Source organism: Rhodococcus indonesiensis (genome assembly GCF_047782815.1).
In the GTDB taxonomy this organism is placed as follows: domain Bacteria; phylum Actinomycetota; class Actinomycetes; order Mycobacteriales; family Mycobacteriaceae; genus Rhodococcus; species Rhodococcus indonesiensis.
The window spans coordinates 4,756,900-4,782,578 of record NZ_CP180630.1; the positions used below are offsets into that span (position 1 = coordinate 4,756,900).

Sequence of the window (25,679 nt, forward strand, 5' to 3'; positions counted from 1 at the left end):
CGTGCCGTACAGGCGGCACGTTGTGACGCAGGCCGCGGTGACGGAAAACCGGTTGCCGCTCCGCGATCACCGCTCTACCGTGGATTCTCGTCACGTTCCCGTCGATCGGAGAAGGCCGTTGCTCCTGTAGAGGTTTCGCCCGCCGCGCCGCACCCTGCGCGCGGTATGTCGTCACCTACTGCCGGGAGCAGCCATGTCACACCCTTCCCCGACGCTGTCGGACCTCACCTTCACCTGGCCGGACGGCACCGTCGTGTTCGACGGTCTCGACACGACCCTCCCGGCCGGGCGCACCGGACTCGTCGGACGCAACGGGTCCGGCAAATCGACTCTGCTGCACATCATGTCGGGCGAACTGTCGCCGACCCGCGGCTCCGTCACGATGCGTGGCCGGGTCTCGCTGCTGCCGCAGGACATCGTGCTCGACCCGCACCGCACCGTCGACGCCGTCCTCGGCATCGACGGCGTGCGTGCGGCGCTGCGGCGCATCGAGTCCGGCTCGACCGCCGCCCACGACTTCGACACCGTCGGCGAACGCTGGGACGTCGAGGAGCGCGCCCTGGCCACCCTGCACCACCTCGGCCTCGACCGAATCGTCGGATCCCCCAGCGACTTCGATCGCACCGTCGGCACCCTCTCCGGCGGCGAGACCGTCCTGCTGGCACTCACGGCCCGGCTGCTCGACGAGCCGGACGTCCTGCTGCTCGACGAGCCGACGAACAACCTGGATCCGGCGGCCCGCGCGCGGCTGTACGACGTGCTGCGGGAGTTCCCCGGGACCCTCGTCGTCGCGACCCACGACCGTGACCTGCTCGAGCGGGTCGACACCGTCGCCGAGGTGCGCGACGGGCGGCTGCGGCTGTTCGGCGGCAACTACCGCGAGTACGAACGCATCGTCACGGCCGAACAGGAAGCCGCGCTGGCCGCGGTACGCGACGCCCGGGCGGACGTGCGCCGGCAGGCACGCGAACTGAGCGACTCGCACATCAAGCTCGCCCGGCGAGAGCGCTACGGCCGCAAGATGTTCGAGAACAAGCGGGAGCCGAAGATCGTGATGGGGGCCCGCAAACGGCAGGCTCAGGAGTCGGCGGGTCGGCTGCGGCGCGAACACGAGGGCAAGCTCGCCGGCGCGCGCGAGACCCTCGAGCGGGCCCAGGACAGCGTGCGCGACGACCGGGAGATCCGGGTGGACCTGCCGGAGACGGAGGTGCACCCCGGGGCGCGCGTCGCCGAGGGGCCCCTCGAGATCGTCGGTCCCGAGCGGATCGCGCTGCGCGGCGCCAACGGTTCGGGCAAGACGACGCTGTTGCGCGCGGTCGTCGCAGCCGGCCCCCGGGTGCCGTTCGCGGTGCTGCCGCAGCGGCTGGACATCTTCGACGAGTCGCTGTCGGTGGCGGACAACGTCGCGCTGGGTGCCCCGCACATGTCGTCGCAGCAGGTCCGGGCACTGCTCGCCCGGTTCCTGTTCCGCGGCGCCGACGCGGACGTGCCGGCGGCCGTCCTCTCGGGCGGCGAGCGTCTGAGGGCGGCGCTGGCGACGTTGCTCGCGGCGGATCCGGCGCCGCGGCTGCTGCTCCTCGACGAGCCGACCAACAATCTGGACCTGCCCGGCCTCACGCACCTGGTGCAGGCGCTGCGCGCGTACCGGGGTGCCCTCGTCGTGGTCAGCCACGACGAGCGGTTCCTGTCCGACATCGGCGTGACCCGGTCGGTCAGACTGGAGCGGTGAGCCATGCGATCAACCCTGTCGACGGAACCCGCATCGCCTTCTCGGTGATCGACTCCGACGCCGGCGCCGGCAGCCCGTCGCTGCTGCTCGCGCACGGCAGCGCCCTGTCGTCCGCCATCTGGCGGGGATTCGGGTACGTGCGTCCCCTGCGGGAGCGGTACCGGCTCATCCTGCCCGACCTGCGCGGACACGGCCGCAGCGACAAGCCCGATGTCCCGGACGCCTACGCGATGGACCGGATCGTCGACGACGTGCTGGCGGTGCTGGACGCCGCCGGCACCGACCGCGTGCACTATCTCGGATACTCGTTCGGAGCCCGGGTCGGCCTGTCGCTGGCGGTACGTGACACCGGCCGGCTACGGACGCTCACCGTGGGCGGGGGCAGCGCACGTGCGCAGACCGGGACGTTCGATCGGCTGTTCTTCCCGGGGTGCGCCGACGTGCTCGGCCACTACGGGGTCGAGGGGTTCCTCGAGGCGTGGGCGGAACACCTCGGTTCACCCGTCGATGCGGCGACACAGGCCGCGTTCCGGGCGAACGACGCCGCCGCCCTCGCCGCGTACATGCGGCGGTCGGATCGCGAACCCGGGATCGACGACGCTGCCCTCGCCGCGCTGGACGTGCCGACGCTGGCGTTCGTCGGTTCGGAGGACGGCGAACGGATCGACGACACCCGGGAGTTGTCGCGGACGATCCCCGGTGCCCTACTCGCCGTCATCCGGGGGTACGACCACGCGACGACGATCGCGGCGGCGCCGGAGGTACTGTCCGTGATCGAACCGTTCCTCGCGGCGCACGCCGGCGAATCGTCCGGCTAGCTCACCGAGGACGGCTCGCCCACCCACTGCACGAGCTGGTAGACGATGCCGTTCGGGTCGCGCATCTGGAAGTACCGCTCGCCCCACGGCTCGGTCTCGATCGGGGTGACGATCGGTACCCCTTCGGCCCGCAGGCGTTCGTACTCGTCGTCGATCGCGTCGACGACGAAGGCGACGAGCATCCCCTGCCCCGCGTCGCCGGCGACGCTCGCGGGCTTGAAGCTGCCGAGGCCGGTGCGCAGGAAGACGAGGTTGAAGCCGGCATCCTCGCGGGTGAGGGAGACGAACCCGTCCGCGGCCATCGCTTCGGTGAACCCGAGATGGCGGGTTGCGAAGTCGGCCGACGCGGCCACGTCGGGAACGTTGAGGGACAAGGCACTGGCAGTGATCTGCACTGTGAACTCCTTCCGGTTGCACGACTGCGAACGTCCGGTGGACGCATCCGGTTCCCGCGCCCCGCTGCGTGGGTGCGGCCGAATGTCACATCGGTTCGATGTGATCGAAGGGATGTCACATTCGGCCCCCAAGGGGGTGTTGTCCGCCGCCCCGAACCGGAGGACTCTCGGAGTCACCCCTGTCCCCTCCGGAAGGTCCCACCGTGACGCACACCGTCTCCTCCGTCGACACCGCCGCTCAGCGCGTCCTCGACTCGGCGCTCGGCGCCGTCGATGTGATTGCGATCTACATCGGCGACCGGCTCGGCTGGTACCGCAGTCTCGTCAACGACGGTCCCGCCACGGCCGACGAGCTCGCGACGCGCACCGGAACCGACCCGCGTTACGCCCGCGAATGGCTCGAACAGCAGGCGGTGACCGGTCTGCTCGAGGTCGACGACGACGTTCCGCCGCGCTTCACGCTTCCCCCAGCAGTGGCCGAGGTCCTCACCGACGAGCAGAGTCTCAACTATCTCGGGCCGCTGGCCCGCCTGTTCGCCGGAGTGTCCGTGCAGCTCCCGGCCCTGCTCGACGCGTACCGCACCGGCGGCGGCGTGAGCTGGGCGCAGCTCGGCACCGATGCGCGCGAGAGCCAGGCGGACATGAACCGGCCGTGGTACGAGAAGGTGCTGCCGGGTGCTCTGGCGTCCGTACCGAACCTGGACGCCCTGCTGCGCCGGCCGGGGGCCGCGATCGCCGACATCGGCTGTGGCGGAGCATGGTCCACGATCGCCCTGGCCCGCGCGTACCCGCAGGCCCGGTTGTTCGCCGTCGACATCGATCCGGCGACCGTCGCCCTGGCCCGGACGAACGTCGCCGCGTGCCCCGACGTCGCCGACCGGATCACCGTCGTCGAGGCCGACGCGGCCGGCCTGCCCGACGAACGTTTCACCGCCGCGTTCGCCTTCGAGTGCGTCCACGACATGCCGCGTCCCGTCGAGGTGCTCTCCTCGGTGCGGGGTGCGCTCGCGGACGACGGCGTCATGATCGTGATGGACGAGGCCGTCGCCGACCGGTTCACCGCGCCCGGCGACGAGGTAGAGCGGCTGATGTACGGGTTCAGCATCGTGTGCTGCCTGCCGGACGGCATGAGCCATCCGCCGAGCGCGGGAACCGGCACGGTGATGCGCGCGGACACCCTGCGCCGGTATGCGCTCGACGCGGGCTTCTCGGATGTGTCGGTGCTGCCGATCGAGGACTTCGGGTTCTGGCGGTTCTACCGGTTGACCCCCTGACCGGTCTCAGCACGACGCCGGTTGGCGTGCCTCCGACAGCTCCGGCCGGCCGGCCTCAGACAGTGCCGGCCGGCCGGCCTCAGACAGCAGCGCGGTGACGGTGTGCTTCATCAGCTCGGTGGCTTCGGCGACGGGCAGGCCCAGCACGTCGCGCAGCGCCACCCAGGACCCCCAGGTGCTCGCCACCGCCACGGACCGCACCAGCCGGGCGCGATGCGACGGGTCGAGGGCGGCCAGCTCCGCCGCGAACAGCTCGTCGACCTCTTCGACCACCCGGGCGATGTGCCGCAACCTGTTCCGCCGGATCCGTTCGGACTGCGACGCCCTGATCGCCGACGAGCGCGCGAACGGCGCCACCAGCTCGAGCAGCTCCGCGCGCTGCCGGCAGAACGCGTCGATCCGCTCCCCGAGGGGCAGTCCGACAGGGACCGGGACGAAGGCGGAGTCCTGCCGCCGCAGCAGCTCTGCCCCGGTCTCCTCGAACAGCGTTTCCAGATCGTTGAAGTTCGCCCACAACGCCCGGAGCGAGACCCCGGCCCGGGCGGCGATCTGCGCCCCGGTCGGTTTCAGCTCCCCGGCCTCGATCAGGGCGATGTGTGCCTCTATCACTGCGTGGCGGGTCCGTTCGGCCCGCGCGACGCGTCCGTCGGTGACGGTCACGTGTCTCTCCTCCCGTGTCGCCGACCGGTTCCTCCCAACCGGTGCGGCGAACCCAATTGTGCCAGGGCCTGTGTCACCTGGGAGCGCGGCGCCGCGCGGGAGACGGTTCAGTCGTGATCGAGCACGGGAGTGCGGGCGGTCGCCCGGACGATCGCGTCGCACAGCGCGCGGGTGGCGCCGGCGTCCCGGACGAGGACGGACTCGTCGGATATGCCGGGGCGGCAGTGCAATTCGACAGGAACGCCGGCTTGCCGGAGCCGTCGGGCGTAGTCGGTCGCCTCGCCCCGGAAGGGAGCGCGTTCGCCGACGGTGAGGTAGGTCGAGGGCATCCCGGTCAAATCGATCCGGCGGGCGGGCACGGATTGCCCGGTGGCTTCCCGGCCGCCGAAGGGGTGCGGCCGGCTTCCGGCGGCGTCGAGGCCGGGGTCGAGGCCGGGGTCGAGCAGTGCCTGCAACGCGATGCACGGGCCGCCCTCCTCCCGTGCCCGCAACGCGACGGTCGCGGCGAGCGCGCCACCTGCGGCATCGCCGAGGACGACGATGCGGTCCGGGTCCATGTCCGGGCAGGCCGTGCCGGAGGCGACCCATTCGAGGACCGCGTAGCAGTCGTCTGCCGCAGCAGTGGGATCCTCGGCCGCGAGCCGGTAGCCGACGGAGACGACGATCGCGCCGGTCGCACGGGCGACGGCGAAGGCGAAGGCCTCGCGGTGCGTGGCACCGCCGAGGGCTGATCCGCCGCCCGGGATCTCGAGCACGACGGGCCGTGCCGCGGGGTTGCCGCTCGGACCCGTATCCGCCGTGTGGATCCGCACGGGCACCTCGGGGTCGCCGGGCGCGCCGGGGACGAGCCATTCCTCGACGGTGCCACCAGGCCCGGCGGCCGCGACGACGGAGTCCAGGTCCGGACGGTCTCCGTCGGGATCCGAAAGGAGTGTCGTCGCGGCGGCCGGTTCGGGATCGACCTCGGTCGAGTCCGGAATGAGCTCGGGCATGGCGACACGATAATAGAACCTGCATCCCGAGTGCAGATACTTGTCCCGGGTACCGGGACTTCCGGACCGTGAGGGACGACCCGGACTCCCCGTCACCCGGAGAGCAGCCCCTTGGCAATGTGCGTCACCTGGATCTCGTTGCTGCCCGCGTAGATCATCAGCGACTTCGCGTCCCGCGCGAGCTGCTCGACCCGGTACTCGGTCATGTAGCCGTTACCGCCGAAGAGCTGCACCGCCTCCATTGCGACCTCGGTGGCCGCCCGGGAGGAGTACAACTTCATCGCCGACGCCTCGGCGAGAGCGACGGGTTTGCCGGCCTCGGCACGCTCGATGGCGCTGAACACCATGTTGCGGACGTTGATGCGGGCGATCTCCATCTCGGCGAGTTTGAGCTGGATCAGCTGGAACTGCGCGATTTCGCGGCCCCACAGGGTGCGGCTGCGGGCATAGTCCTTGCACAGGCGCAGGCACTCTTCGATGATGCCGAGGGCCAGGTAGGCGATACCGATCCGTTCGGCGGCGAACGACTCGCGCGCGCTCTCCTTGCCGTCGCTGCGGCCACCCTCCTCGGTCTCGCCGAGCAGCCGGTCGCGCGTGATGCGCACGTTGTCGAAGAACAGCTCGCCGGTGGGCGAGGAGTTCATGCCCATCTTCTTGAACGGCGGACTCTGGGTGAGTCCCTCCATGCCCTTCTCGAGCACGAAGGCCAGCACCTTGCGGTCACGCCGGTCGACGCTCGGGTCACCCTCGTCGAGTTTGGCGTACACGATGAGGACGTCGGCGTAGGGACCGTTGGTGATGAACGTCTTCTGTCCGTTGAGGATGTAGTCCTCACCGTCGCGCCGGACGGTGGACTTCATCCCGCCGAAGGCATCCGACCCGGAGTCGGGTTCGGTGATCGCCCAGGCGCCGACCTTCTCGAACGTCACGAGTTCGGGCAGCCACCGCTTCTTCTGGGCGAGGGTGCCGCGGCTGCGGATGGTCCCGGCGGTGAGGCCGAGGCTGACCCCCATCGAGGCGACCAGCCCGAGGCTGACGCCGGCGATCTCGCTGTTGAGCAGGGCCGCCATGCCGCCCGAGCCCATGCCGCCGCCCGACTTGGCCGACGGCGCCTCGCCGGCCTCCTCGCGGGCGAGGGCCTTGTTCAGGCCGTCGCGGGCCAGCTCGTCGATACCGAAGGCGGCGAACAGTTTGCGGATGATGTCGTAGGGCGGCAGATCCCCGCTCTCGAGCCGATCCACGTGCGGGCGGATCTCCTTGTCGATGAATCCGCGCAGCGCGTCACGGAACATGAGATCGGTGTCGGACCACTCGTACATGCACGAAATATAGAACACGTTCTCGGATTCGTACACAGGACGAGACACGGGGTCGTGACCCGAATATATTTAGCCTGCGATTAGTTAATGCACTATTTAAATGGCTAGACTACGGGTGTGTCGACCCTGCACGAAAGGCCCCAGAGAATGAGCACCCGCCCCGGACCGTTCCAATGGCTCGCCTACGCCTTCGGCCGCCCCCTCCCGGCCTCGATGCGCGAATGGGTGCGCAACGACCTGGTCGGCGACCACGCCGTCGCCCGGCACATGATCCGCAGCCAGGTCCCGTTCCTGCCGCTGTACGCCGCATTCCTGCTGCTGCCCGGCCCGGTCTGGCTCCGCCTGTCGACGATGGGGCTCGGCGTCGCCCTCGCCCTGTTCTTCTCCGCCGCCTACATGGCACAGAACCGTCGTCGCCGGCTCGAGCGCCACGGGTTGCCGGGCGAGCTCGAGAACCCGCGCCGGGCCGAGCGGCGCGAGGCAGAGAAAGCCGCCTACGAGCGGATGCACTCCACGATGCGCCCCGATCCGTACGCGCGCCGGGGGTAGGCGAACGCGGACACCATCGCAGATGCGGGCGACCGCGCGCCGAGCGGTCGCCCTTCGTGCGGCTCAGCCGGCGGCGACCGCCTCGGCAGCAAGCGCCCGGCCGAGGCGCAACGGTGCGTCGGAATGCTCCATCTTGGAACCGGACAGCGCGCCGTCGTAGATCAGCTGGATGCGCCGCGCCGTGGCCGCCGGATCGCGCACCCCGGCCTCGGCAAGCAGCCCGGTGAGGGTGTCGCGCAGCCAAAGCCGGTGCGCGCGCACGGGCGCGAGGTCCTCGTCCGGGAATTCGGTTGCCGCATTGGCGTATTGACACCCCCGGAAGTTGCGCACCGGCGCCGAGGCGAGTGCGAGGTCGAAGAACGCCAGGATCCGGGCCACCGGGTCGGGGTCCCCGGCGACGGCGTCGGCCCAGCGCGCTCGGTCCCGTCGGTCGAGGTGCTCGAGATAAGCGAGTACGAGCGCGTCCTTGGACCCGTAGGCCGAGTACATGCTGGCGCGGGCGACACCCGACTCGGCAAGGATGCGATCGATGCCCACGGCGCGGATCCCGTAGCGGGAGAACAGGTCCGACGCGGTGGTGAGCAGCCGCTCAGCGGGCGGGGCCTTGATCGAGCGGACTCTGGGCGCGGCGTCGACGCGGGTATCGGCGGGAGCGGGCACGAATCCAGGATAACCGAGGCCCCGCATAGACAGATCGTTCTGTTCGCCTGTACTGTGGGCGGCGTGACCCGCAGCAACCTCACCCGCCGCCTGCACGTGGACTTCGTGCGCGTGGCCGCTGCGGTGTGTCGTCACTGCTGTCGCTGACCAGGGCCATCGGCTCCCAGCGCCCGCGCGCCACCCTCTCGCGGTTCGGCGCGTCCCGTCTTTCACATCCCGTCCCCGGAAGGTGACCCATGTCCCTGTACCTGTACGAACTCGTGCCCACCGCCGGCAACGCCGATCAGGCTCTGAAGGAATTCGACACCCGGATCGCCGCCGCCGGCGGCGAGCTGATCGAGGCCCAGGTCACGAACCGTGCGCAGCGCGTCTTCGCGATCGCCGAGTTCGACGGCTGCAGCGCCCCCGACCTCGACGCCGGGTCGCTGTCTGCCGCCGAACTCGACGGCCCGCACCAGGTCCGGCTCGTCGGCGCCGAACTCGACCAGATCAAGGCGGCCCGCCCCGAGGCCGGCTACCTCGTCGAGTGGGACATCCCCGACACCATCGACATGGAGACCTACCTGGCCCGCAAGAAGGCCAACTCGCCGAAGTACGCGAACGTCCCCGAGGTGAGCTTCCTGCGCACCTACGTGCGCGAGGACATGGACAAGTGCCTGTGCTTCTACAACGCGCCCGACGAGGCTGCGGTCTTCCGCGCCCGTGAGGCCGTGAGCACCCCCGTCGACCGCATCCACACCCTCGAGAGCTGACACCCACGATGACCGCGGCTGTTTCCCGATCCACTGACGAACGACGCCGAGCCGTAGCCGAATTCGTTCGCGGCCGGGCAGACTCGCTCGACCGGGGCGAGACCGACGTCCGTACCGACCTCGCCCAGATCGGCGAGAGTTGCCTGCTCGCTGCAGGTCTCGGTAAGCACGGGATCGGCGAGATGGTCGCGGTCATCGAGGACGTCGCCGCCGAGAGCCTGACGGTCGGCTTCTCGCTGTGGGCACAGCGGATGAGCCTCGAATACATCGACCGGGCTCCCGCCCCGCTGCGGGACCGTTACCGCGACGACCTCGCCGCCGGGCGGATCGTCGGCGTCACCGCGATGGCGGCCGCGCTCAAGCATCTCGCCGGCCTCGGCGAGCTTCCGCTCACGGCCGAACGCACCGCCGACGGCCTCACGGTCTCCGGGCCGATCCACTGGGCCTCCAACGTGTTTCCCGACTCGCTCATCGTGTTCCCGGCACGCGGGACCGACGGCACCCGCTACGTCGCCGCGGTGCGGGCGAACGCGCCCGGCGTGCGGATCGCTCCGGCGCCGGACCTGCTGGCACTCGGCGCCGCCTCGTCGACCTCGCTGACGTTCGAGCGGGTGCACGTGCCCGCCGACCACGTCGTCACCGACGACCTCGGTGGTTTCTGCGGGGGCATCCGCCCGACGTTCCTGCTGTTGCAGACCGCGTTCTGCAGCGGCATCACCCGCGCCGCCCTGACCGAATCCGCGGCCCGACTCACGGGTCTCGGCGCCCAGTTCGCAGGCGAGCACGAGGCTCTGGCGGCGCGGTACGAGTCCCTGCGCGAGCGTCTGCACCGCTTCGCCGCGGATCCCGTGACCGCGGGATCGGCCGACCTGATCCGGTTACGGCTCGACGGCTCGGTCGTCGCGGTCGCGGCGACCCGTCTCGAGTCGACGCTACGCGGTGGCGCCGGCTACGCCTCGTCGAGCGCGACGAACCGCCGCTTCCGCGAGGCCGCCTTCCTGCCCATTCAGTCGCCCTCGGAAGGACAACTGCGGTGGGAACTCTCGCAGTACGAATAACGGATGGCCACAAGAGCTTCCACGGACGACGCGCGCCCGTCCTGGACGGGGTCGATCTCGACATCGCCGACGGCGAGTTCCTCGTCGTGCTCGGCACCAGCGGCAGCGGCAAGTCCACGCTGCTGCGCATCGTCGCCGGCCTCGAGCACCTCGACGGCGGCACCGTCACCTGGCCGACCGCCGACGACGACACCCGCCCGCGCACGGGAGTGGTGTTCCAGCAACCGTTTCTGATGCCGTGGCTCACCGTCCGCGAGAACATCGCCTTCGGTGGCCGGTTCGCCGCCCACCGCGACCGGTTCGACGCCGCCTACGCCGACGAGCTGCTGCGCACGTTCGGGCTCGCGGAACTGGCCGGGTACTACCCCGATCAGCTCTCCGGTGGGCAGGCCCAGCGGGTCGCGGTGATCCGCGCCGTCGCCGTCCGCCCCCGGCTGCTGCTGCTCGACGAGCCGTTCAGCGCGCTCGACCCGGCCATTCGCGCCGACCTGCAGGTGTGGCTGCGCGACCTCGCCCGCGAGCTCGGCTTCACCACGGTGCTCGTCACCCACGACATCGACGAGGCGCTGCTGCTCGCCGACCGCATCGCGCTGCTCGGCCACGGCACCGTCCGGCAGCAGTGGCGCCTGGACGACCGCATCGACGGGCAGCCGGACCGTCTGCGCACCGAGATCCTCGCCCGCTACCGCGACACGTCGCTGACAGCATCGTGAGCGCCGCCATCACGCGCCGCACGCTGCTGCGCGGCACCGTCGGGCTGGCCGCGGCCGGCGGCCTGGCCGGTCTGGTGGACCTCGGCCGGGTTGCGGCCACCGACCGCGCCAACACCACGGGGCAGCTGCGGATCGGCTACCTGCCCATCACCGACGCCGCCCCGCTGCTCGTCGCGCACCGCACCGGTCTGTACCCGCAGGGCGTCGTGGACGGCGCGAAACCGGTGCTGTTCCGCAGCTGGGCGTCGCTGGCCGAGGCGTTCCTCACCCGGCAGGTCGACGTCGTGCACCTGTTGATGCCGATGGCCGTGCAACTGCGGTATGCGCTCGGCAGCGCCGTGCGCATCCTCGGCTGGAACCACACCAACGGTTCGGCGCTGACGGTCGCGCCGGACGTCACCGACCTCGGGCAGCTCGCGGGCCGGCAGGTGGCGATCCCGTTCTGGTGGTCCATCCACAACATCGTCCTGCAGAAGATGCTGCGCGCACGCGGGCTGCGCCCGGTGATCCGGCGGTCGGCGTCCCGCGCCGACGGCACCGTGGAGCTGATCGTGATGAGCCCGTCGGACATGATCCCCGCGCTCGCCAACGGCTCGATCGGCGGCTTCACCGTCGCCGACCCGTTCAACGCCGCCGCCGAACTGCGCGGCGTCGGCCGCATCCACCGCTTCCTCGGCGACGTCTGGCGCGACCACGCGTGCTGCGCGCTGCTCGTGCACGAGGATTTACTCGAGCGGCGGCCCGCCGTCGCGCAGTCGGTCGCCGACTCGCTCGTCGCCGCGCAGCAGCGGATCGGCACGGATCGCCCGGCCGCCGCGAAGCTGCTCGCGGGCGGATACCTGCCGCAGCCGCTGCCGGCGATCACCACGGCCCTCACCTATCCCGGCCGCGCCCCCGGCGTGCATCCGCACTGGCAGCCCGAGCGGGTGGGTTACCAGCCGTTCCCCTTTCCCAGCTTCACCGCGGCGCTGATCGAGGCCATGCACGGGACGCTCGTCGACGGCGACACCCGGTTCCTGGACCGACTCGACCCGGCGACCGTGCACGACGACCTCGTCGACGACCGGTTCGTCCGGGCGTCGCTCGGCCGTCTCGGCGGCCCCACCGCCTTCGGCCTGCCCGCAGACCTGACGCGCACCGAGGAGGTCGACCCGTCTTGACTACCCCCGCCCCCACCCCGCCGTCCCGGCGACCGTCGCTCGTGCCGCAACTCGTCGCGGTGCTCGTCGCCGTGGCCGTGTGGTGGCTGCTCACCAGCGTCGTCGCCGGGACGGACTCGCTGCTGCGGGAGTTCGCGCCGCAGCACGTGCTGCCCGCCCTGGTCGGGCTCGTCGAACGCGGTGTGCTGCTGCCCGACGTCGCCGCCAGCATGTGGCGGCTGCTCGTCGGCCTGCTCGTCGCGGCGACCGTCGGTATCCCGCTCGGCCTGCTGATCGGACTGAACCCGACCGTGGAGCGGGCGACCCTGCCGGTGATGCAGTTCCTGCGGATGATCTCGCCGCTGTCGTGGGCGCCGATCGCCGTGGCGCTGTTCGGGATCGGCCATCAGCCGGTCTTCTTCCTCATCGCCGCGGCGGCCGTGTGGCCCATCGTCATCAACACCGCCGCCGGCGTGCACGCCGTCGACCCCGGTCACCTGCTCGTGGCCCGGTCGTTCGGGGCGACCCGGTTCGAGCAGCTCACCGCCGTGGTGCTGCCCGCAATCCGCGGCCAGGTGCAGACCGGGCTGCGGGTCGGGCTCGGCATCGCCTGGGTGGTCCTGGTTCCCGCCGAGATGCTCGGCGTCCGCTCCGGCCTGGGCTACCAGATCCTCAACGCCCGCGACCAGCTCGCCTACGACCAGGTGATGGCTGTGATCGTCGTGATCGGCGTGCTCGGATTCTGCCTCGACTGGGCGGCACGACACGTGTTGCGCGACCGGCGCCGCCCGGTGCGCGTCGAGGACGCCGACCGCGGCGCCCGCGAACCGGTCTGAGCCCATCGCACCGGAATCCGCTCGCGCCACAGCGTGGGCGGATTCCGGTTTCCCGCACGAATGCCGCGAGCCGTCAGCCCTTCGGGGTCAGCAGATAGACCGGGATCTCCCGCTCGGTGCGCCGGGCGTACAGCTCGTAGTTGGGCCACACCTGCACCAGTACCTCCCAATGCATGTCGCGCTCGTCGCCGCGCGCGCGGCGCGGCACGACCACGGTGTTCTCCCCGCGGTAGGTCACCAGGGCCTCGTCGGCGGCTTCGAGGTTGTGCGCCCAGCCCGGCAATTCGGGCATCCCCCAGTTGGATCCGGCTACGAGCCAGCCGTCGTCGCGCGGGGCGCACAGCAGGGGCGTGCGCCGCTCCACCCCGCTCTTACGGCCGCGGACGGTGAGCACGAGCTCCGGCAGCCCGGCGAGTGTCAGCAGCGTGACCCGGCCGAACGTCACCCGCTGGATGGTGTGGTCGACGGTGACGATCTGCGGGGTGAACCGCGGCAGCCACGGTTGCCGGCCGAGTTGTACCGCGACGGGACGCAGGGGGTTCACGGCGCCGACCATCCGGCCAGGACCGTCCGCACGGCGGTCACCACCGCCAGCGGCTGGTCGATCATCGGATGGTGTCCCGCGGCGGGCAGTTCGGCCACGAGCGCACCCGGACCGAACTGCGGCCGCATCCGATCCAGCAGGTCGAGGCCGACGATCCCGTTCTCGGAACGGAAGTAGGCGACGCGGCACTTCGCTTCGAAGCTCTCGAGGCTGGTGCGCTGGTCCTTGGTCATCCGCAGGGCGTCGAACTTCCAGCTCCAGCCGCCGGGCACCTGCCGCATGGACTGGCGGGCAATGTGCTCGAGCACGTACGGCTCGGCGGTGTCCTGCGGCGGGACGAGCCGGAAGCGGGCCATGGCCTCCTCCGCCGTCGGATACACCTTCGTGCCGCTGCGCTCGCGGGCCACCTGCGCGCGCAGCTCGATCTCCTCGGGTGTCAGGTCCCGGATCGGCGAGTCGAGGATCATCACCCCGGCCAGCCGGTCGCCGTACACGTGGGAGGCCACGAAGGACACGATCCCGCCCATGCTGTGCCCGACCAGTACCGGGGGCCCGGCGATCCCGCCCGCCTGCGCCGCCGCGAGCACCTCTCGCGCCCACGACTCGAGGGAGTAGTGCTCGCGGTGGTCGCTGTCCCCGTGTCCGCTCATGTCCAGCGCGACGACGCGCCGGTCCCCGGCGAGCTGGGGTGCGATGTGATCCCACCAGCGCGAGTGCGCCATCCCACCGTGCACCAGCACGAGGCCGGGACGGCCCTCCTCACCCCACGCGCGATAGGCGATCGAGGCGCCGTCGACCTCGACGCTGCCCGTCTCCACCGGCGCGGACAGGGCCTCGACGAACCACTTCGGCGCCGAATCGTTGTCGATGCTCATTACCTGAATCTACTGCGTGGCGTGGCCCCGGTCACCAGCCGGGCCATCAGTTCCAGGCGCGGTTCCTCCTGCTCGGGTTGCGAATGCACCACCGACGCGACGGCCTCCCCGTCGAGCAGGTGCACGAGTGTGAACAGCAGCATGTCGAATTCCGCCGGCTCGAACCGCGACGCGATCGGCAGGGTGCGCCCGAACTCGGCGATCTGGTCGTGGTACCGCTGCGCCATGGGGGCCAGGCGTTCGCGCAGCGCGGGGTCGGTGCGTGCCGCGCCGAGCAGTTCGTACCAGGCGGCGTTGATCGGGGCACGGCACGCGGCCCGCAGCAGGCGCAGGCACTCGCGGACCGACTCGGGGCTGTCGTCGGGCCCGCCGAGTTGCGCCAGCCCCAGCCGGAAGTTCGCGAACTGCCGCTCACGGACGGCGTCGGCGGCCGCGACCATCAGGTCGAGCCGGGTCGGAAAGTGCCGGAACACCCCGCCGGAGGACACACCGGAGCGGCGGCACACCTCCCCGATGGTGGTGGCCGTGTAACCCAGCTCGCCCAGTGCGGCGACGGTCGCGTCGAGGATCCGTTCGATCGTCGCCGTGCGCCGCTGCTGCTGGGTGCGACGCGACGGTGCCGCGGTCCCGGTCACGGTGCCGCGCTGCCGGCCGGCGCAGCGGCGGGCGGCGCGGGGCGGCGCACCGGCACGGGTCCGCGCTCGTCGGTGCCCGCGCGCAGGAACCGGCCGGTGCCGACGGTGGCGCCGTAGCCGGGGACGAACTCACCCGCGCGGAACACCACGCGACCGGCCACCGCGGTCGCGGTCACGGCGGCGTCGTTGCGGTTGACCATGCGGCTCAGTCCCCCGAACTCGGGCATGGGCGCCTCGTGGTAGGCGTCGGTGTCCTGGTTCAGCCCCGCCGGGTCGACGACCACGAGGTCCGCCCGGTCGCCGATGCGCAGGTGCCCGGCGTCGATGCCGTAGAAGTCGCCGAGTTCGCCGGTGAGCTTGTGGACCGCCGATTCCAGGGGCATGACGGGCTTTCCGCGCCGGGCGTACTCGTGGATACGGCGCAGCATGCAGATGCCGTAGTTGTAGAACGCCATGTTGCGCAGGTGGGCACCGGCGTCGGAGAAGCCGACGGTCACGCCGGGCTGCCGGAGCAGCCGGTTGGCCACCTCGGGCCGGTCGTTGGCGATCACCGTGTGCCAGCGGAACTTCCGTCCGTGCTCGACGACGAGGTCCAGGAAGGTGTCCACCGGATGCACGCCGCGGTCGCGGGCCACGTCGCCGATGGAGCGACCGACGAGCGACGCGTCGGGGCACTCCACGATGGTGGTGTCGTCGAAGTCGCGGTGCCACACGCGAGGCGAGAACTTCTTGTCGAAGTCCTGCCGGAACCAGCGGCGGTACGCCTCGTCGCGCAGCAGCTCGTTGCGGGCGACCTCCTCCTTCAGGTGCAACGCGGCACGCCCCGAACCGAACTCCTCGAACACCACGAGGTCGATCCCGTCGGAGTACACCTCGAACGTGGTGGGCAGGTGCTGCCAGCGGAACGCGCCGCGCCCGATCCGGTTGGCGGCGAAGGCGATCGGACCGAAGATCCGGTGCACCCAGCGCTCGGCCTTGGTGTCGGCGGCGGCGAGCACGGCCGCCTTCATCGGCTTGCGGCCCAGCCCGGTGGTGGCGAGGGCGAAGAAGGCCACGTCGTACTTGGTGTTGAGGTTCGGCACGGCCTGCAGGACGCGGTCGCGGCGACGCAGGATGCGGTGGATGCGGCGGAACTCGGCCCACGACGCGTGGGTCGACGGCAGGGTGCGGGAGCGGTAGCGATCGCCGTCGAGCTTGTCCCAGGGATTCGTCATGGTGGACACCCCAAGGAATCCGGCGTCGAGGGCGTCCTCGACGCCGGCGTCGATCGCGGCGAGTTCGGCCCGGCTCGGCCGGCTCGAGGGATCGGTGGAGCGGCCCAGCCCCAGGACGGCCGCCCGCACGTCGGAGTGCCCGATGAACGCGGCGACGTTCGGACCGAGCGGCAGGGCGTCGAGCGCGGCGACGTACTCCCGGGGCGACGACCAGGTCCGGCCCTGTTCGAGTGCCGTGAGGACGTGCTCGCGGGGCAGCGCCTCGACCCGGCTGAACAGGTCCGCGGCGTCGAGTGGCGGCACGAACACCGTCGAGAGCGAGCAGTTGCCCATGAGGACGGTGGTGACGCCGTGCCGCACCGATTCCGGCAGGCCGGGCGAGACGAGCACCTCAGCGTCGTAGTGCGTGTGCGGGTCCACGAAGCCGGGCATCACCCACCGGCCGGCCGCCTCGACCACCTCGGTGTCCGGTCCGACGGGCAGCGGGTCCGCGCTCGCCGTCGCCACCACCCCGTCCTTGATGCCCAGGTCGCGGACGACACCGGGGGCGCCGGTGCCGTCGAACCACAGTCCGCCGCGGACGACCAGGTCGAACTCGGTTGACGCCGGTGTCGTGCTCATGTGACCTCCCTCACATCGATATACGAAGCATAGCCGGAAAGAGGACGGTCGCTCTCTATTTTCGGGCAACCCGGGGTGCGGACCGCCGCCGGGCAGCACCGCGAATAGAGTGCGGCCATGCCCGCGTTCCCGGCGGTTCCCGCCACCCCCGCCCTGCTCGTCGATCGTGACGTCCTCGACCGCAACATCGCGCGGATGGCCGACGCGGCACGCACCCGCGGGGTGTCCCTGCGTCCCCACGCGAAGACCCACAAGTGCATCGAGATCGCCCGGCGTCAGATCGCCGCCGGCGCCGTCGGGCTCACCGTCGCGACGGTCTCCGAAGCCGAGGTCTTCGCCGATGCCGGCTTCCGTGACCTGTTCATCGCCTATCCGCTGTGGACGGACGCCGCGCGCGGGGCCCGCCTGCGGGCACTCGCCGCGGAGGTCCGGCTGACCGTGGGCGTGGACTCCGTCGAGGGCGCGCGGGCACTCGCCGAGCACGCCCGGCCGGGTCTGACCGTGCTCGTCGAGGTCGACAGCGGTCACCACCGCACCGGCGTCGCCCCGGAGCGGACCGGGTCGGTCGCCGTCGCGGCGGCGTCCGTCGGGCTCGAGGTGCGCGGCGTGTTCACCTTCCCGGGGCACTCGTACGGCCCGGGACAGCCGGCGGTCGCGGCGACGGACGAGGCGGCGGCGCTGAGCCGGGCCGTGGCGGCGCTGGAGGCTACCGGACACGACGCCGACGTGATCAGCGGCGGCTCGACCCCCACCGCTCACCTCGACGTACCGGCCGCCACCGAACTGCGCCCGGGCGTGTACGTCTTCGGCGACGCCCAGCAGCTCGAACTGGGCACGATCGACGAGGACGCGATCGCGCTGACCGCGCTGGCGACGATGGTGTCGGCGCGGGACGACACCGTCGTGCTCGACGCCGGCAGCAAGGTGCTCGGCGCCGACCGCGCCCCGTGGGCGACGGGCTACGGCCGCATCCTCGGCGCCCCGGACGCGCGCATCGTCGCACTGTCCGAACACCACGCCACCGTGCAGTGGCCGGCCGACGCCGACCGCCCCACCCTGGGCACGCGCATCCGGGTGATCCCCAACCACGTGTGCTCCACGGTCAATCTCGCCGACGACCTGACCGTCGTCGCCGGAGACACAGTCGTCGGCCGGTGGCCCGTCGCCGCGCGAGGCTGCAACACGTAGGCGGCTCCGCCGCCGGTGGTTGCTAGGGCAGCCCGAAGGGCACACCGCCGGGCAGGGCCGCGCCGATCGCGGCGGCCGCGGCCGCCGCCCGCGATTCCGGCAACCGCGCATACCCGCACACGAGTCCGCTCGGACCGCCGAGGCCGGCGCTGTACCTGCTGAGGGGCGCGGTCTCCACACCGAGCCGGCGCGCTGCCTCTGCGATCGCGACGTCGTCGACACCCTCCGGAAACCGCAGCACCACATGCAGACCCGCTTCGATGCCGGTCACCGTCACGTCGGACCGTTCGAGATCGCCGAGGGCACCGACGAACGCGGCCCGACGAGCGCGGTACGTGCGGGACGCACGCGCCAGATGCCGCGACAGCGCCCCCGATTCGATCAGCCGGGCCAGCGCGGACGCGGTGACCGAGCAGGCCACCTCCCCACTCTCGGCCACGGCCGCCGCGATCCGCGAGCGCAGCGGAGTCGGTGGGATCAGCCACGCGAGTCGCAGATCCGGGGACAGGATCTTCGAGGCGGTCCCCACGTACGCGACGCACTCGCGGCCGCCGTCGATGCTGCGCAGCGCCGGCAGGGCCGACACGTCGTACCGGAACTCACCGTCGTAGTCGTCCTCGACGACGATCGTGCCCATGTCGGCGGCACGGGCGACGAGCCGGGCGCGGTGGGACACGGGCATCCGCGCTCCCATCGGATACTGATGCGCGGGTGTGCAGTACACCGCGGCGTCGGTCTCCCGCACCGTCTCGGGATGCAAGCCGTCCGTCCCCACCGGGATCGGACGGGGACGGGCGCCCTCGCCGAGGAGTGCCCGTCGCGCACGGAGGTATCCCGGATCCTCGAAGGCGACGTCGCGGTCTCGCAGCCGCGCCGCGATCGCGAGCACCCGGATCGCGGCCGCGACGCCCGGCAGCACGACGATCTCGTCCGCCCCGCAGGCGAGGCCCCGCGTCCGCCGGAGATGGTAGGCCAGCGCCCGGCGCAGATCCGGATGAGCCTCCGGATCCGCGACGCCGAGGGCCCGCGGCGCCGCGGCGGCCGCCCGCCACGCGCGACGCCACTCGGGTTCCGAGATCAGCGCCGGATCCGGTATCCCCGGCCGCAGGTCCAGTACCGGCGCGCGCCGCGCCGGATCCGGTTCCGTCACCGCCGCCGCGGGCGCGACCGGATGGGATGCGGCGTGCGCCCGCGCCGCGACGTCGGCACCGGGCGCGACTCGCGTGCCCGAACCCGCCCGCGCCACGGCGAATCCCGAGGCGCACAGCTCGTCGTAGGCGTCGACCACGCACCCGCGGGAGACCCCGAGCTCCGCGGCCAGCACGCGGGTCGACGGCAGCGGGTCGCCGACCCCGATGCGGCCGTACCGGATCTGGTCGACGACGGCCTCGGCGACGCGCTGCCGGAGTGGCGCGTCGGTGTCGGGCAGGTCGAAGGCCGGATGGACGGCGGGCGCGACACGGGGCACGGCGCCACGATACTGGTCCTGGACTATGCGCGCTTTGTGGACCTGTTCAGTGATCCGGATTGCCGCCAGACTCACCGGCATGGACAACATCAGGCGCCATCCCGAGCGGGCCCGCACCCGGCGAGCCGACCTCGACGCGGTGCTGGACGCGGCCGTCACCTGCACCTTCGCGACCGTCGTCGACGGCCTGCCGTGGGTGGTACCGATGCTCTACGCCCGCGACGGCGACCGGATCCTGCTGCACGGCTCCACCGGCGCGGGCGCGCTGCGCCTGGCCGCATCCGGTGCGCCGGTGGCCGTGTGCGTCTCGCTCCTCGACGGTGTCGTCGTCGCGCAGGACCTGTTCCACTCGTCCGCGAACTTCCGATCCGCCGTCGTCCGCGGCGAGGTCCACGTCCTGCCCGCGGAGGAGTCCGCCGCCGCCCTGGATGCTCTGTCGGACGGCCTGATTCCGGGGCGCAGCACCGAGACCCGGGCACACACCCGGAAGGAACTGGCGGCCACCGCCACCTTGGTCCTGCCGATCCGGGCGGGGCAGTGGACGGTCAAGATTCGCGACGCACCCCCGTCCGAGCCCGACGTGAACGACGGCTCGTGGGCGGGTGTGGTCCCGTTGCGGACGGTCGCGGACCGGCCGGTCGCCGCACCGTGGGTCGCGGACGACGTGCCGGTGCCCGAGTCCGTCCGCCGACTGGTCGACCGTTACGCCACGAGCACGGCGATGGTCTCGGCGACGAGCGCGGGCTTCTCGGCGCCCTCGGCTTCGACGGTGTAGGTGACGGTGAGGTTCGCGCCCTTCGCGGTGCGCTCGAGCGAGGTGAACTTCGCGGTCGCCCGCACCTTGGATCCCACCGGAACCGGCGACGGGAATCGAACCTTGTTGGCACCGTAGTTGATCCGCATCTTCAGCCCCTCGGCGGAGAAGATCTGAGATCCGAGGACGGGCAGGAGGGAGAGGGTGAGGTAGCCGTGGGCGATGGTCGTGCCGAACGGTCCGTCCTTCGCGCGCTCGGGGTCGACGTGGATCCACTGGTGGTCCCCCGTCGCCTCGGCGAACAGGTTCACCCGCTCCTGGGTGATCTCCAGCCACTCGCTGTGGCCGAGATCCTCGCCGACGGCCGCCTCGATCTCGTCGATTCCGTGGAAGGTACGCATGATTCGTTTCTCCTGGGTCGGGGCCGCTACGGACGGTGTCCGGCGCGACGGAGGGTGACGCGATACGTGTAGTGCTCGGGCAGAAAGTAACTGACGGACAGCTCGGTGGGTTCGCCCACGTCGTTCGAGTACAGCCGGTCCACCCGCAGCAGCGGATGGCCCGTCTCGCAGTTCAGCTCGCGGGCAACCTCTTCCGTGGCCCGCGCGACGGTGATCGTCTGTGCCGCTTCGACGATGGGATGCTCGAGGTGCGGCTCGAGCAGACCCATCACGGTGTTCCGGCTCGACGCGCCGGCCGCGAGTTCCGGGGCCTCGTGTACGTGCGCGGCCACGTGATCGGGCAGGTACACGGTGGTCAGCGCGAACGGGATTCCGTCGTGCACGCGGCGCAGCACCACCGCGTGCACCAGATCGGTGTCCAGGCGCAGCCGGCTGGCGGCCTCGATGTGCACGCCGCGTCTCAGTGGCGCGACGATCTCCATCGTGGTGTCCGCGGCGAGGTCGAGCAGGTCCTCGATGGAGCCGAGCTGGCGCCGGTAGCGCCGTCCGTCCTCGTCGGCGAACGTGCCCCGGCCGGGCACCCGGTAGACGACGCCGTCGGCGACGAGGTCCTGGAACGCGCGCCGCACCGTCTGCCGGCTCAGTCCGTAGCGCCGCGCGAGCTCGGCCTCGGTGGGCAGCCGGACGCCGCCGCGGTACTCGCCGGCGTCGACGGCCTCGCGCAGCCGTCGCGACAGCTGCGCGTACGCCGGTTCCGTGTCGCGTTCGCCCATGACGATCACGGATCCTAGTGACGGGCGGTCACAGGCCGCCGCGGGCCACCAGTTGGGACGCGATGACGCCCTTCTGGATCTCGTTGGTGCCCTCGCCGACGATCATCAGCGGGGCGTCCCGGAAGTAGCGTTCGACGTCGTACTCGGTGGAGTAGCCGTAGCCGCCGTGGATGCGCACCGCGTTCAGCGCGATCTCCATCGCGATCTCCGAGCAGTACAGCTTGGCCATGCCGGCCTCCATGTCGCACCGCTCGCCGCTGTCGAAGCGCTCCGCGGCGTAGCGGGTCAGCTGCCGCGCCGCGGTGAGCTTGGTGGCCATCTCCGCCAGGTAGTTGCCGATCGACTGGTGCTTCCAGATCGGCTGCCCGAAGCTCTCCCGCTGCTGCGCGTACGCGAGGGAGTCCTCGAGCGCGGCCGCGGCGACACCCAAGGCGCGGCACGCGACCTGGATGCGGCCGGTCTCGAGACCCTTCATCATCTGCGCGAAACCCCGGCCGGGCTCACCGCCGAGGATCGCCGTCGCCGGGGCGCGGTAGCCGTCGAAGCTCAGCTCGCACGACTCGACGCCCTTGTACCCGAGCTTGGGCAGATCCCGCGAGACGGTCAGGCCGGGCCCGTGCTCGACCAGGACGATGGAGATGCCCTTGTGCCGCGGGGTGGCGGCCGGATCCGTCTTGCACAGCAGCGCGATCAGCCCGGCGCGGCGCGCGTTGGTGATCCACGTCTTGGCACCGTTGATCACCAGCTCGTCGCCGTCGCGGCGGGCGGTGGTGGTCATCGCCTGCAGGTCCGACCCACCGCCCGGCTCGGTCAGCGCCATCGTCGCCCGCACCTCGCCGGTCGCGAGCTTCGGCAGCCAGGCCCGCTTCTGCTCCTCGGTGCCGAACAGCACCAGCAGCTTGGCGACGACGGTGTGCCCGCCCATCGCGCCGGCCAGCGACATCCAGCCCCGGGCGAGCTCCTCGGTGACCTGCGCGTAGCACGGCATCGACACCGGCATCCCGCCGTACTCTTCCGGCACCGCCAGCCCGTAGATCCCGATCTGCTTCATCTGCTCGATCCACTTCTCGGGGTACTCGCCTGCGTGCTCGACTTCCTGCACCGACGGCTTGACCTCCCGGTCGATGAACTCGCGCACCGTCTCGACCAGGTAGGTCTCTTCGTCGCTCAGGTAGCTCACGGAAAAATCCTCGAATCGACACGGGACCTGCGATCCCACCCGCCATTTGTACGGCCATTTTTCGTCGCGCACCCGACCGTGTCAACACCGGACGGCCGCTCGACATCCCTCGAATGAGCTATATGTCGACCCTGTCGGCACCTATGGGTCCGCTCCAGGTAGCGCCGGACCGGACAATGGCCGTACATTTAGCGCGTTCCCGACCGCCCCACAGCAGAGGTTGATCCGTGACTCTCGCCCAGCCCCGCCGGCGAGCCGTGCTCGTCGCCCCCGGCTCCGACGAACGCAAGGCCGGCAAGGCCCTGGCCTCCTCGGCCGACGAGGTGGTCCTCGATCTCGAGGACGCCGTCGCCACCGCCCACAAGGACACCGCCCGCGGCCTCGTCGCCGATCTGGTGTCCACGCACGGCACCGGCCGCACCATCGCGGTGCGCGTCAACGGACCCGGCACGCCGTGGTTCGCCGACGATCTGCGCGCCTGCGCCGCCCTCGGATCGGCCCTGTCGTCGGTGGTGGTGCCCAAGGTCGAAGGCCCGGACGACCTCGCCGAGACCGACCGCATCCTCACCGAGGCGGGCGATACCGACCTGGCCGTGCAGGCGCTGATCGAGACCCCGGCCGGAGTGACCCGCCTCGACGAGATCGTCACCGGCCCACGATTGGCCGCGGTGATCCTCGGTTACGCCGACCTCGGCGCCGCGCTCGGCCGCACCCGCACCGCCGCCCCCGAGCACTGGCTGTACGTGCAGGACCGGATCCTGCACGCCGCCCGCGCCGCGGGCGTGCAGGCGATCGACGGCCCGTTCCTCGGCATCACCGACGACGACCGGTTCCGTCACGCCGCCCGCTGGACCGCCGACCTCGGCTTCGACGGCAAATGGGTCATTCATCCGGCCCAGATCGTCTCGGCCGCAGCGGCCTTCACCCCCGACGACGAGCAGGCCGAGCAGGCGCGGCGGGTGCTGGCCGCCCTGGCCGAGGCCGAGGCCCGCGGCGCGGGCGCCGCCCAGCTCGACGGACAGATGCTCGACGAGGCGGTCGCCGTCGCCGCCCGCCGCACCCTCGCCCTGATCGGAGAGAACTGAGATGACCACCGCGAACGCCGCCGAGGTCGGCGGACCCTACTTCGACGAGCTGACCGTCGGCCAGGTCTTCGACACCGCCCCCGCGGTCACGATCACCGACGGCCTCGCAGCCGCCCACCAGGCGATCCTCGGTGACCGTCTGCGCCTGCCCCTCGACGCGCACCTGTCGGCAGCCGTCGCCGGCGGGCCCGTCGCACACGCCGGACTCGTCACCGATCTCGCCATCGGACAGTCCACGCTGGTCACCCACCACGTCAAGGCCAACCTGTTCTACCGCGGCCTGCGCTTCCACCGCTTCCCGCACATCGGCGACACGCTCTACACCACCACCGAAGTGGTCGGCCTGAAAGAGAATTCGGCCAAGCCCGGCCGCAAGCCGACCGGTCTGGCGGCGCTGCGGATGAACACCGTCGACCAGAACGGGCGGACCGTCCTCGACTTCTACCGGTGCGCGATGCTGCCGCTGAGCGGCAGCCCCGATCCGGATCGGGTCGTGGCCGCCGACGACCTGTCCGCAATCGGACCGCAGGAGCCGCCGCGGTGGTCCGCCCCGGTCGACTGGGACCTCGACACCTACCGGAAGCGGGTTCCGGGAACGCATTTCGATCCGTCGCTCGCCGGGGCGGCGCTGCGGTCGAGCGGCGACGTCGTCTCCAGCGCACCCGAGCTGGCGCGCCTGACCCTCAACATCGCCGCCACCCATCACGACGAACGCGTCGGCGCTGCAGGACGACTGGTGTACGGCGGCCACACCATCGGCCTGGCTCTGGCCCAGGCCAGCCGGGCGCTGCCGAACCTCGTCACCGTCCTCGGCTGGCACTCGTGCGACCACACCGGTCCGGTCCACGAGGGCGACACCCTCACCAGCGATCTGCACATCGAGTCCGCCCACCCGTTGGAAAGTGGTGGGGGCGTGCTCGAACTGCGCTCGATCGTCCATGCCCACCGCGGCACCGATGCGCCGGCAGCCGTGCTGGACTGGCGCTTCACCGCGCTCATGGCCTGACCCCGGAACCGACATGACTTCTCCTGCCCCGGCACCGATTCCCCCCGTCGTCCCGGACACACACGACTGGCGTCTGCACGCCCGCTGCCGGTTCATCGGGCCGGACACCTTCTACGCCCCCGAGGGTGAGACCCTGGGCGAGAGGCAGCGCCGGGAACGAGCGGCCCGGGACATCTGCGCGGCCTGCCCGGTGCGCCTGACGTGCCGCGACCATGCCGTGAAGAACAAGGAACAGCACGGGATCTGGGGCGGGCTCACCGAGAGGGAACGTCGCGGACTCCGCTACGTCCGCTGGCTGCCGGACCGTGCTACGTCGGCGGCAGGCTGACCGCGCTCAGACACCGAGGTCGTGCGCGAGCCGCTGCACCTTCTCGCGCGCGGCGTCCAGGCTCGCCGCAGAACGGTCCGCCATCGACTCCAGGGCCGGAATGCGTCCCGCCAGTGTGTATTCGGCGGTGACGACGGTGACGTCCATGCCGAGGGACGCGCCGAGCACCTGCTGCAACGGCGGCACGGTGCAGTCGAGTCCCTCGTCCGGATCACCGGGACCGTAGGCCAGCCCGCGACTCGAGATCACGACGACGGGCGTGCCGGCGAACGGCTGGTCCGGGGTGTCGAACGGCACGGTGGTGCCGAGCACGTGGACGTAGTCGATCCACGCCTTGAGCGTCGACGGCAGCGACCAGTTGTACATCGGGGCACCGATCACGACGGCATCGGCGCTCCGGGCCTCGGCGATCAGCTCGGTCTGCAATGCCTCCGCCGCGGGATCGACGGAGGCGCCGGGTGCCCGCAGTCGCGGCGCGTAGTGCAGTTCCGCGTCCCGCAGGTGCGGGACCGGATCGCGGTGCAGATCCCGTTCGATCACGGTGTGGTCCGGTCCGCGCCGGCGCCATGTATCGGCGAAGAGACGGGTCAGCTCACGGGAGACGGACGTCTCGAGGTTTGCGGACGAGTCGAGCTGCAACAACTGGGGCATGTCGGACTCCTTCGGGTTCGAGTACTGCGCCAGTGGATCACTGGGTCGATCGGCGTACTGGG

General features: G+C 71.4%; 28 protein-coding genes. 14 read left to right on the forward strand and 14 right to left on the reverse strand.

What is annotated here, in order from left to right; translation table 11 throughout:
* Positions 1-193 precede the first annotated feature (193 nt).
* The gene (locus ACM26Y_RS21735) at positions 194-1,729 is read left to right on the forward strand and encodes an ABC-F family ATP-binding cassette domain-containing protein (RefSeq protein ID WP_416061925.1); all 1,536 of its coding nucleotides are present in this window, start codon (positions 194-196) and stop codon (positions 1,727-1,729) included.
* Positions 1,726-2,547 carry an alpha/beta fold hydrolase gene (locus tag ACM26Y_RS21740; RefSeq protein ID WP_416061926.1) on the forward strand — a complete coding sequence of 274 codons (822 nt, stop codon included), beginning with the start codon at positions 1,726-1,728 and terminating at the stop codon, positions 2,545-2,547. Before ACM26Y_RS21735 ends, ACM26Y_RS21740 begins: the two co-directional genes overlap by 4 nt.
* Here the strand turns inward: ACM26Y_RS21740 and ACM26Y_RS21745 are convergent.
* Positions 2,544-2,942: a VOC family protein gene (locus ACM26Y_RS21745; protein WP_054373583.1), complete on the reverse strand. Its 399-nt coding sequence runs from the start codon at positions 2,940-2,942 to the stop codon at positions 2,544-2,546. The genes ACM26Y_RS21740 and ACM26Y_RS21745 overlap by 4 nt on opposite strands.
* A gap of 203 nt (positions 2,943-3,145) precedes the next feature.
* Here ACM26Y_RS21745 and ACM26Y_RS21750 point away from each other — a divergent pair, with 203 nt between their 5' ends.
* Entirely contained in the window at positions 3,146-4,216 is a 1,071-nt protein-coding gene (locus tag ACM26Y_RS21750) for a class I SAM-dependent methyltransferase (RefSeq protein ID WP_416061927.1), read from the forward strand.
* A 6-nt stretch (positions 4,217-4,222) separates the two neighbouring features.
* Here ACM26Y_RS21750 and ACM26Y_RS21755 read toward each other — a convergent pair whose 3' ends face one another.
* The 3 genes from ACM26Y_RS21755 to ACM26Y_RS21765 all read right to left on the reverse strand — a co-directional run bounded on the left by ACM26Y_RS21755 (position 4,223) and on the right by ACM26Y_RS21765 (position 7,187).
* Positions 4,223-4,876, reverse strand: coding sequence for a TetR/AcrR family transcriptional regulator (locus tag ACM26Y_RS21755; RefSeq protein WP_416061928.1), 654 nt, complete (start codon positions 4,874-4,876; stop codon positions 4,223-4,225).
* Between the two features lie 107 nt (positions 4,877-4,983).
* Positions 4,984-5,868, reverse strand: a complete 885-nt coding sequence (locus ACM26Y_RS21760; RefSeq protein WP_416061929.1) for an alpha/beta hydrolase fold domain-containing protein — start codon at positions 5,866-5,868, stop codon at positions 4,984-4,986.
* A gap of 92 nt (positions 5,869-5,960) precedes the next feature.
* Entirely contained in the window at positions 5,961-7,187 is a 1,227-nt protein-coding gene (locus ACM26Y_RS21765; protein ID WP_416061930.1) for an acyl-CoA dehydrogenase family protein, read from the reverse strand.
* Between the two features lie 147 nt (positions 7,188-7,334).
* Here ACM26Y_RS21765 and ACM26Y_RS21770 point away from each other — a divergent pair, with 147 nt between their 5' ends.
* Positions 7,335-7,736 carry a DUF5313 family protein gene (locus ACM26Y_RS21770; protein ID WP_416061931.1) on the forward strand — a complete coding sequence of 134 codons (402 nt, stop codon included), beginning with the start codon at positions 7,335-7,337 and terminating at the stop codon, positions 7,734-7,736.
* A gap of 63 nt (positions 7,737-7,799) precedes the next feature.
* On the opposite strand, the gene ACM26Y_RS21775 is transcribed toward ACM26Y_RS21770, so the two are convergent.
* Entirely contained in the window at positions 7,800-8,396 is a 597-nt protein-coding gene (locus ACM26Y_RS21775; RefSeq protein ID WP_414706281.1) for a TetR/AcrR family transcriptional regulator, read from the reverse strand.
* Positions 8,397-8,632: 236 nt separating this feature from the next.
* Here ACM26Y_RS21775 and ACM26Y_RS21780 point away from each other — a divergent pair, with 236 nt between their 5' ends.
* From ACM26Y_RS21780 to ACM26Y_RS21800, 5 genes are read left to right on the forward strand one after another with little or no spacing between them, the layout of a single operon-like run.
* A complete protein-coding gene (locus tag ACM26Y_RS21780) occupies positions 8,633-9,148 on the forward strand; it encodes a DUF4242 domain-containing protein (RefSeq protein ID WP_416061932.1) in 516 nt (171 codons plus the stop codon).
* A gap of 8 nt (positions 9,149-9,156) precedes the next feature.
* Entirely contained in the window at positions 9,157-10,206 is a 1,050-nt protein-coding gene (locus ACM26Y_RS21785) for an acyl-CoA dehydrogenase (RefSeq protein ID WP_416061933.1), read from the forward strand.
* The gene (locus ACM26Y_RS21790) at positions 10,182-10,919 is read left to right on the forward strand and encodes an ABC transporter ATP-binding protein (protein ID WP_416061934.1); all 738 of its coding nucleotides are present in this window, start codon (positions 10,182-10,184) and stop codon (positions 10,917-10,919) included. The genes ACM26Y_RS21785 and ACM26Y_RS21790 overlap by 25 nt, the downstream gene beginning before the upstream one ends.
* Positions 10,916-12,079, forward strand: coding sequence for an ABC transporter substrate-binding protein (locus ACM26Y_RS21795; protein WP_416061935.1), 1,164 nt, complete (start codon positions 10,916-10,918; stop codon positions 12,077-12,079). Before ACM26Y_RS21790 ends, ACM26Y_RS21795 begins: the two co-directional genes overlap by 4 nt.
* Positions 12,076-12,894 (forward strand): ABC transporter permease, encoded by an 819-nt coding sequence (locus ACM26Y_RS21800; RefSeq protein WP_054373574.1) that lies wholly within the window; start codon positions 12,076-12,078, stop codon positions 12,892-12,894. The genes ACM26Y_RS21795 and ACM26Y_RS21800 overlap by 4 nt, the downstream gene beginning before the upstream one ends.
* A gap of 73 nt (positions 12,895-12,967) precedes the next feature.
* Here the strand turns inward: ACM26Y_RS21800 and ACM26Y_RS21805 are convergent, their stop codons facing one another.
* The 4 genes from ACM26Y_RS21805 to ACM26Y_RS21820 are packed head-to-tail and all read right to left on the reverse strand — an operon-like array spanning position 12,968 to position 16,783.
* Complete coding sequence (locus tag ACM26Y_RS21805; protein WP_289378645.1) at positions 12,968-13,450, reverse strand: nitroreductase family deazaflavin-dependent oxidoreductase; 483 nt, start codon at positions 13,448-13,450, stop codon at positions 12,968-12,970.
* A complete protein-coding gene (locus ACM26Y_RS21810) occupies positions 13,435-14,313 on the reverse strand; it encodes an alpha/beta fold hydrolase (RefSeq protein ID WP_289378644.1) in 879 nt (292 codons plus the stop codon). The genes ACM26Y_RS21805 and ACM26Y_RS21810 overlap by 16 nt, the downstream gene beginning before the upstream one ends.
* Positions 14,313-14,948: a TetR/AcrR family transcriptional regulator gene (locus ACM26Y_RS21815; protein ID WP_289378642.1), complete on the reverse strand. Its 636-nt coding sequence runs from the start codon at positions 14,946-14,948 to the stop codon at positions 14,313-14,315. The genes ACM26Y_RS21810 and ACM26Y_RS21815 overlap by 1 nt, the downstream gene beginning before the upstream one ends.
* A complete protein-coding gene (locus ACM26Y_RS21820) occupies positions 14,945-16,783 on the reverse strand; it encodes an N-acyl-D-amino-acid deacylase family protein (protein WP_289378641.1) in 1,839 nt (612 codons plus the stop codon). The genes ACM26Y_RS21815 and ACM26Y_RS21820 overlap by 4 nt, the downstream gene beginning before the upstream one ends.
* 117 nt (positions 16,784-16,900) lie before the next feature.
* Here ACM26Y_RS21820 and ACM26Y_RS21825 point away from each other — a divergent pair, with 117 nt between their 5' ends.
* Entirely contained in the window at positions 16,901-17,971 is a 1,071-nt protein-coding gene (locus ACM26Y_RS21825; RefSeq protein ID WP_416061936.1) for an alanine racemase, read from the forward strand.
* 22 nt (positions 17,972-17,993) lie between these two features.
* Here ACM26Y_RS21825 and ACM26Y_RS21830 read toward each other — a convergent pair whose 3' ends face one another.
* Positions 17,994-19,439 (reverse strand): PLP-dependent aminotransferase family protein, encoded by a 1,446-nt coding sequence (locus tag ACM26Y_RS21830; protein ID WP_416061937.1) that lies wholly within the window; start codon positions 19,437-19,439, stop codon positions 17,994-17,996.
* A gap of 79 nt (positions 19,440-19,518) precedes the next feature.
* On the opposite strand from ACM26Y_RS21830, the gene ACM26Y_RS21835 reads away from it, so the two are divergent.
* The gene (locus ACM26Y_RS21835) at positions 19,519-20,214 is read left to right on the forward strand and encodes a pyridoxamine 5'-phosphate oxidase family protein (RefSeq protein WP_416061938.1); all 696 of its coding nucleotides are present in this window, start codon (positions 19,519-19,521) and stop codon (positions 20,212-20,214) included.
* Here ACM26Y_RS21835 and ACM26Y_RS21840 read toward each other — a convergent pair.
* The 3 genes from ACM26Y_RS21840 to ACM26Y_RS21850 are packed head-to-tail and all read right to left on the reverse strand — an operon-like array spanning position 20,142 to position 22,547.
* A complete protein-coding gene (locus tag ACM26Y_RS21840; protein ID WP_003938510.1) occupies positions 20,142-20,594 on the reverse strand; it encodes a MaoC family dehydratase in 453 nt (150 codons plus the stop codon). The two genes, ACM26Y_RS21835 and ACM26Y_RS21840, sit on opposite strands and share 73 nt — an antisense overlap.
* Before the next feature lie 26 nt (positions 20,595-20,620).
* Entirely contained in the window at positions 20,621-21,367 is a 747-nt protein-coding gene (locus ACM26Y_RS21845; RefSeq protein WP_289378634.1) for a GntR family transcriptional regulator, read from the reverse strand.
* Positions 21,368-21,395: 28 nt separating this feature from the next.
* Entirely contained in the window at positions 21,396-22,547 is a 1,152-nt protein-coding gene (locus tag ACM26Y_RS21850) for an acyl-CoA dehydrogenase family protein (protein ID WP_416061939.1), read from the reverse strand.
* 257 nt (positions 22,548-22,804) lie between these two features.
* Here ACM26Y_RS21850 and ACM26Y_RS21855 point away from each other — a divergent pair, with 257 nt between their 5' ends.
* The 3 genes from ACM26Y_RS21855 to ACM26Y_RS21865 are packed head-to-tail and all read left to right on the forward strand — an operon-like array spanning position 22,805 to position 24,966.
* On the forward strand, positions 22,805-23,632 hold the full coding sequence (locus ACM26Y_RS21855) for an HpcH/HpaI aldolase/citrate lyase family protein (RefSeq protein ID WP_003938178.1): 828 nt from the start codon (positions 22,805-22,807) through the stop codon (positions 23,630-23,632).
* Between the two features lies 1 nt (position 23,633).
* Entirely contained in the window at positions 23,634-24,638 is a 1,005-nt protein-coding gene (locus tag ACM26Y_RS21860; protein WP_416061940.1) for a MaoC family dehydratase, read from the forward strand.
* A gap of 13 nt (positions 24,639-24,651) precedes the next feature.
* Positions 24,652-24,966, forward strand: coding sequence for a WhiB family transcriptional regulator (locus tag ACM26Y_RS21865; RefSeq protein ID WP_416061941.1), 315 nt, complete (start codon positions 24,652-24,654; stop codon positions 24,964-24,966).
* Between the two features lie 6 nt (positions 24,967-24,972).
* Here ACM26Y_RS21865 and ACM26Y_RS21870 read toward each other — a convergent pair whose 3' ends face one another.
* Entirely contained in the window at positions 24,973-25,617 is a 645-nt protein-coding gene (locus ACM26Y_RS21870) for an FMN-dependent NADH-azoreductase (protein ID WP_416061942.1), read from the reverse strand.
* Positions 25,618-25,679: the final 62 nt, after the last annotated feature.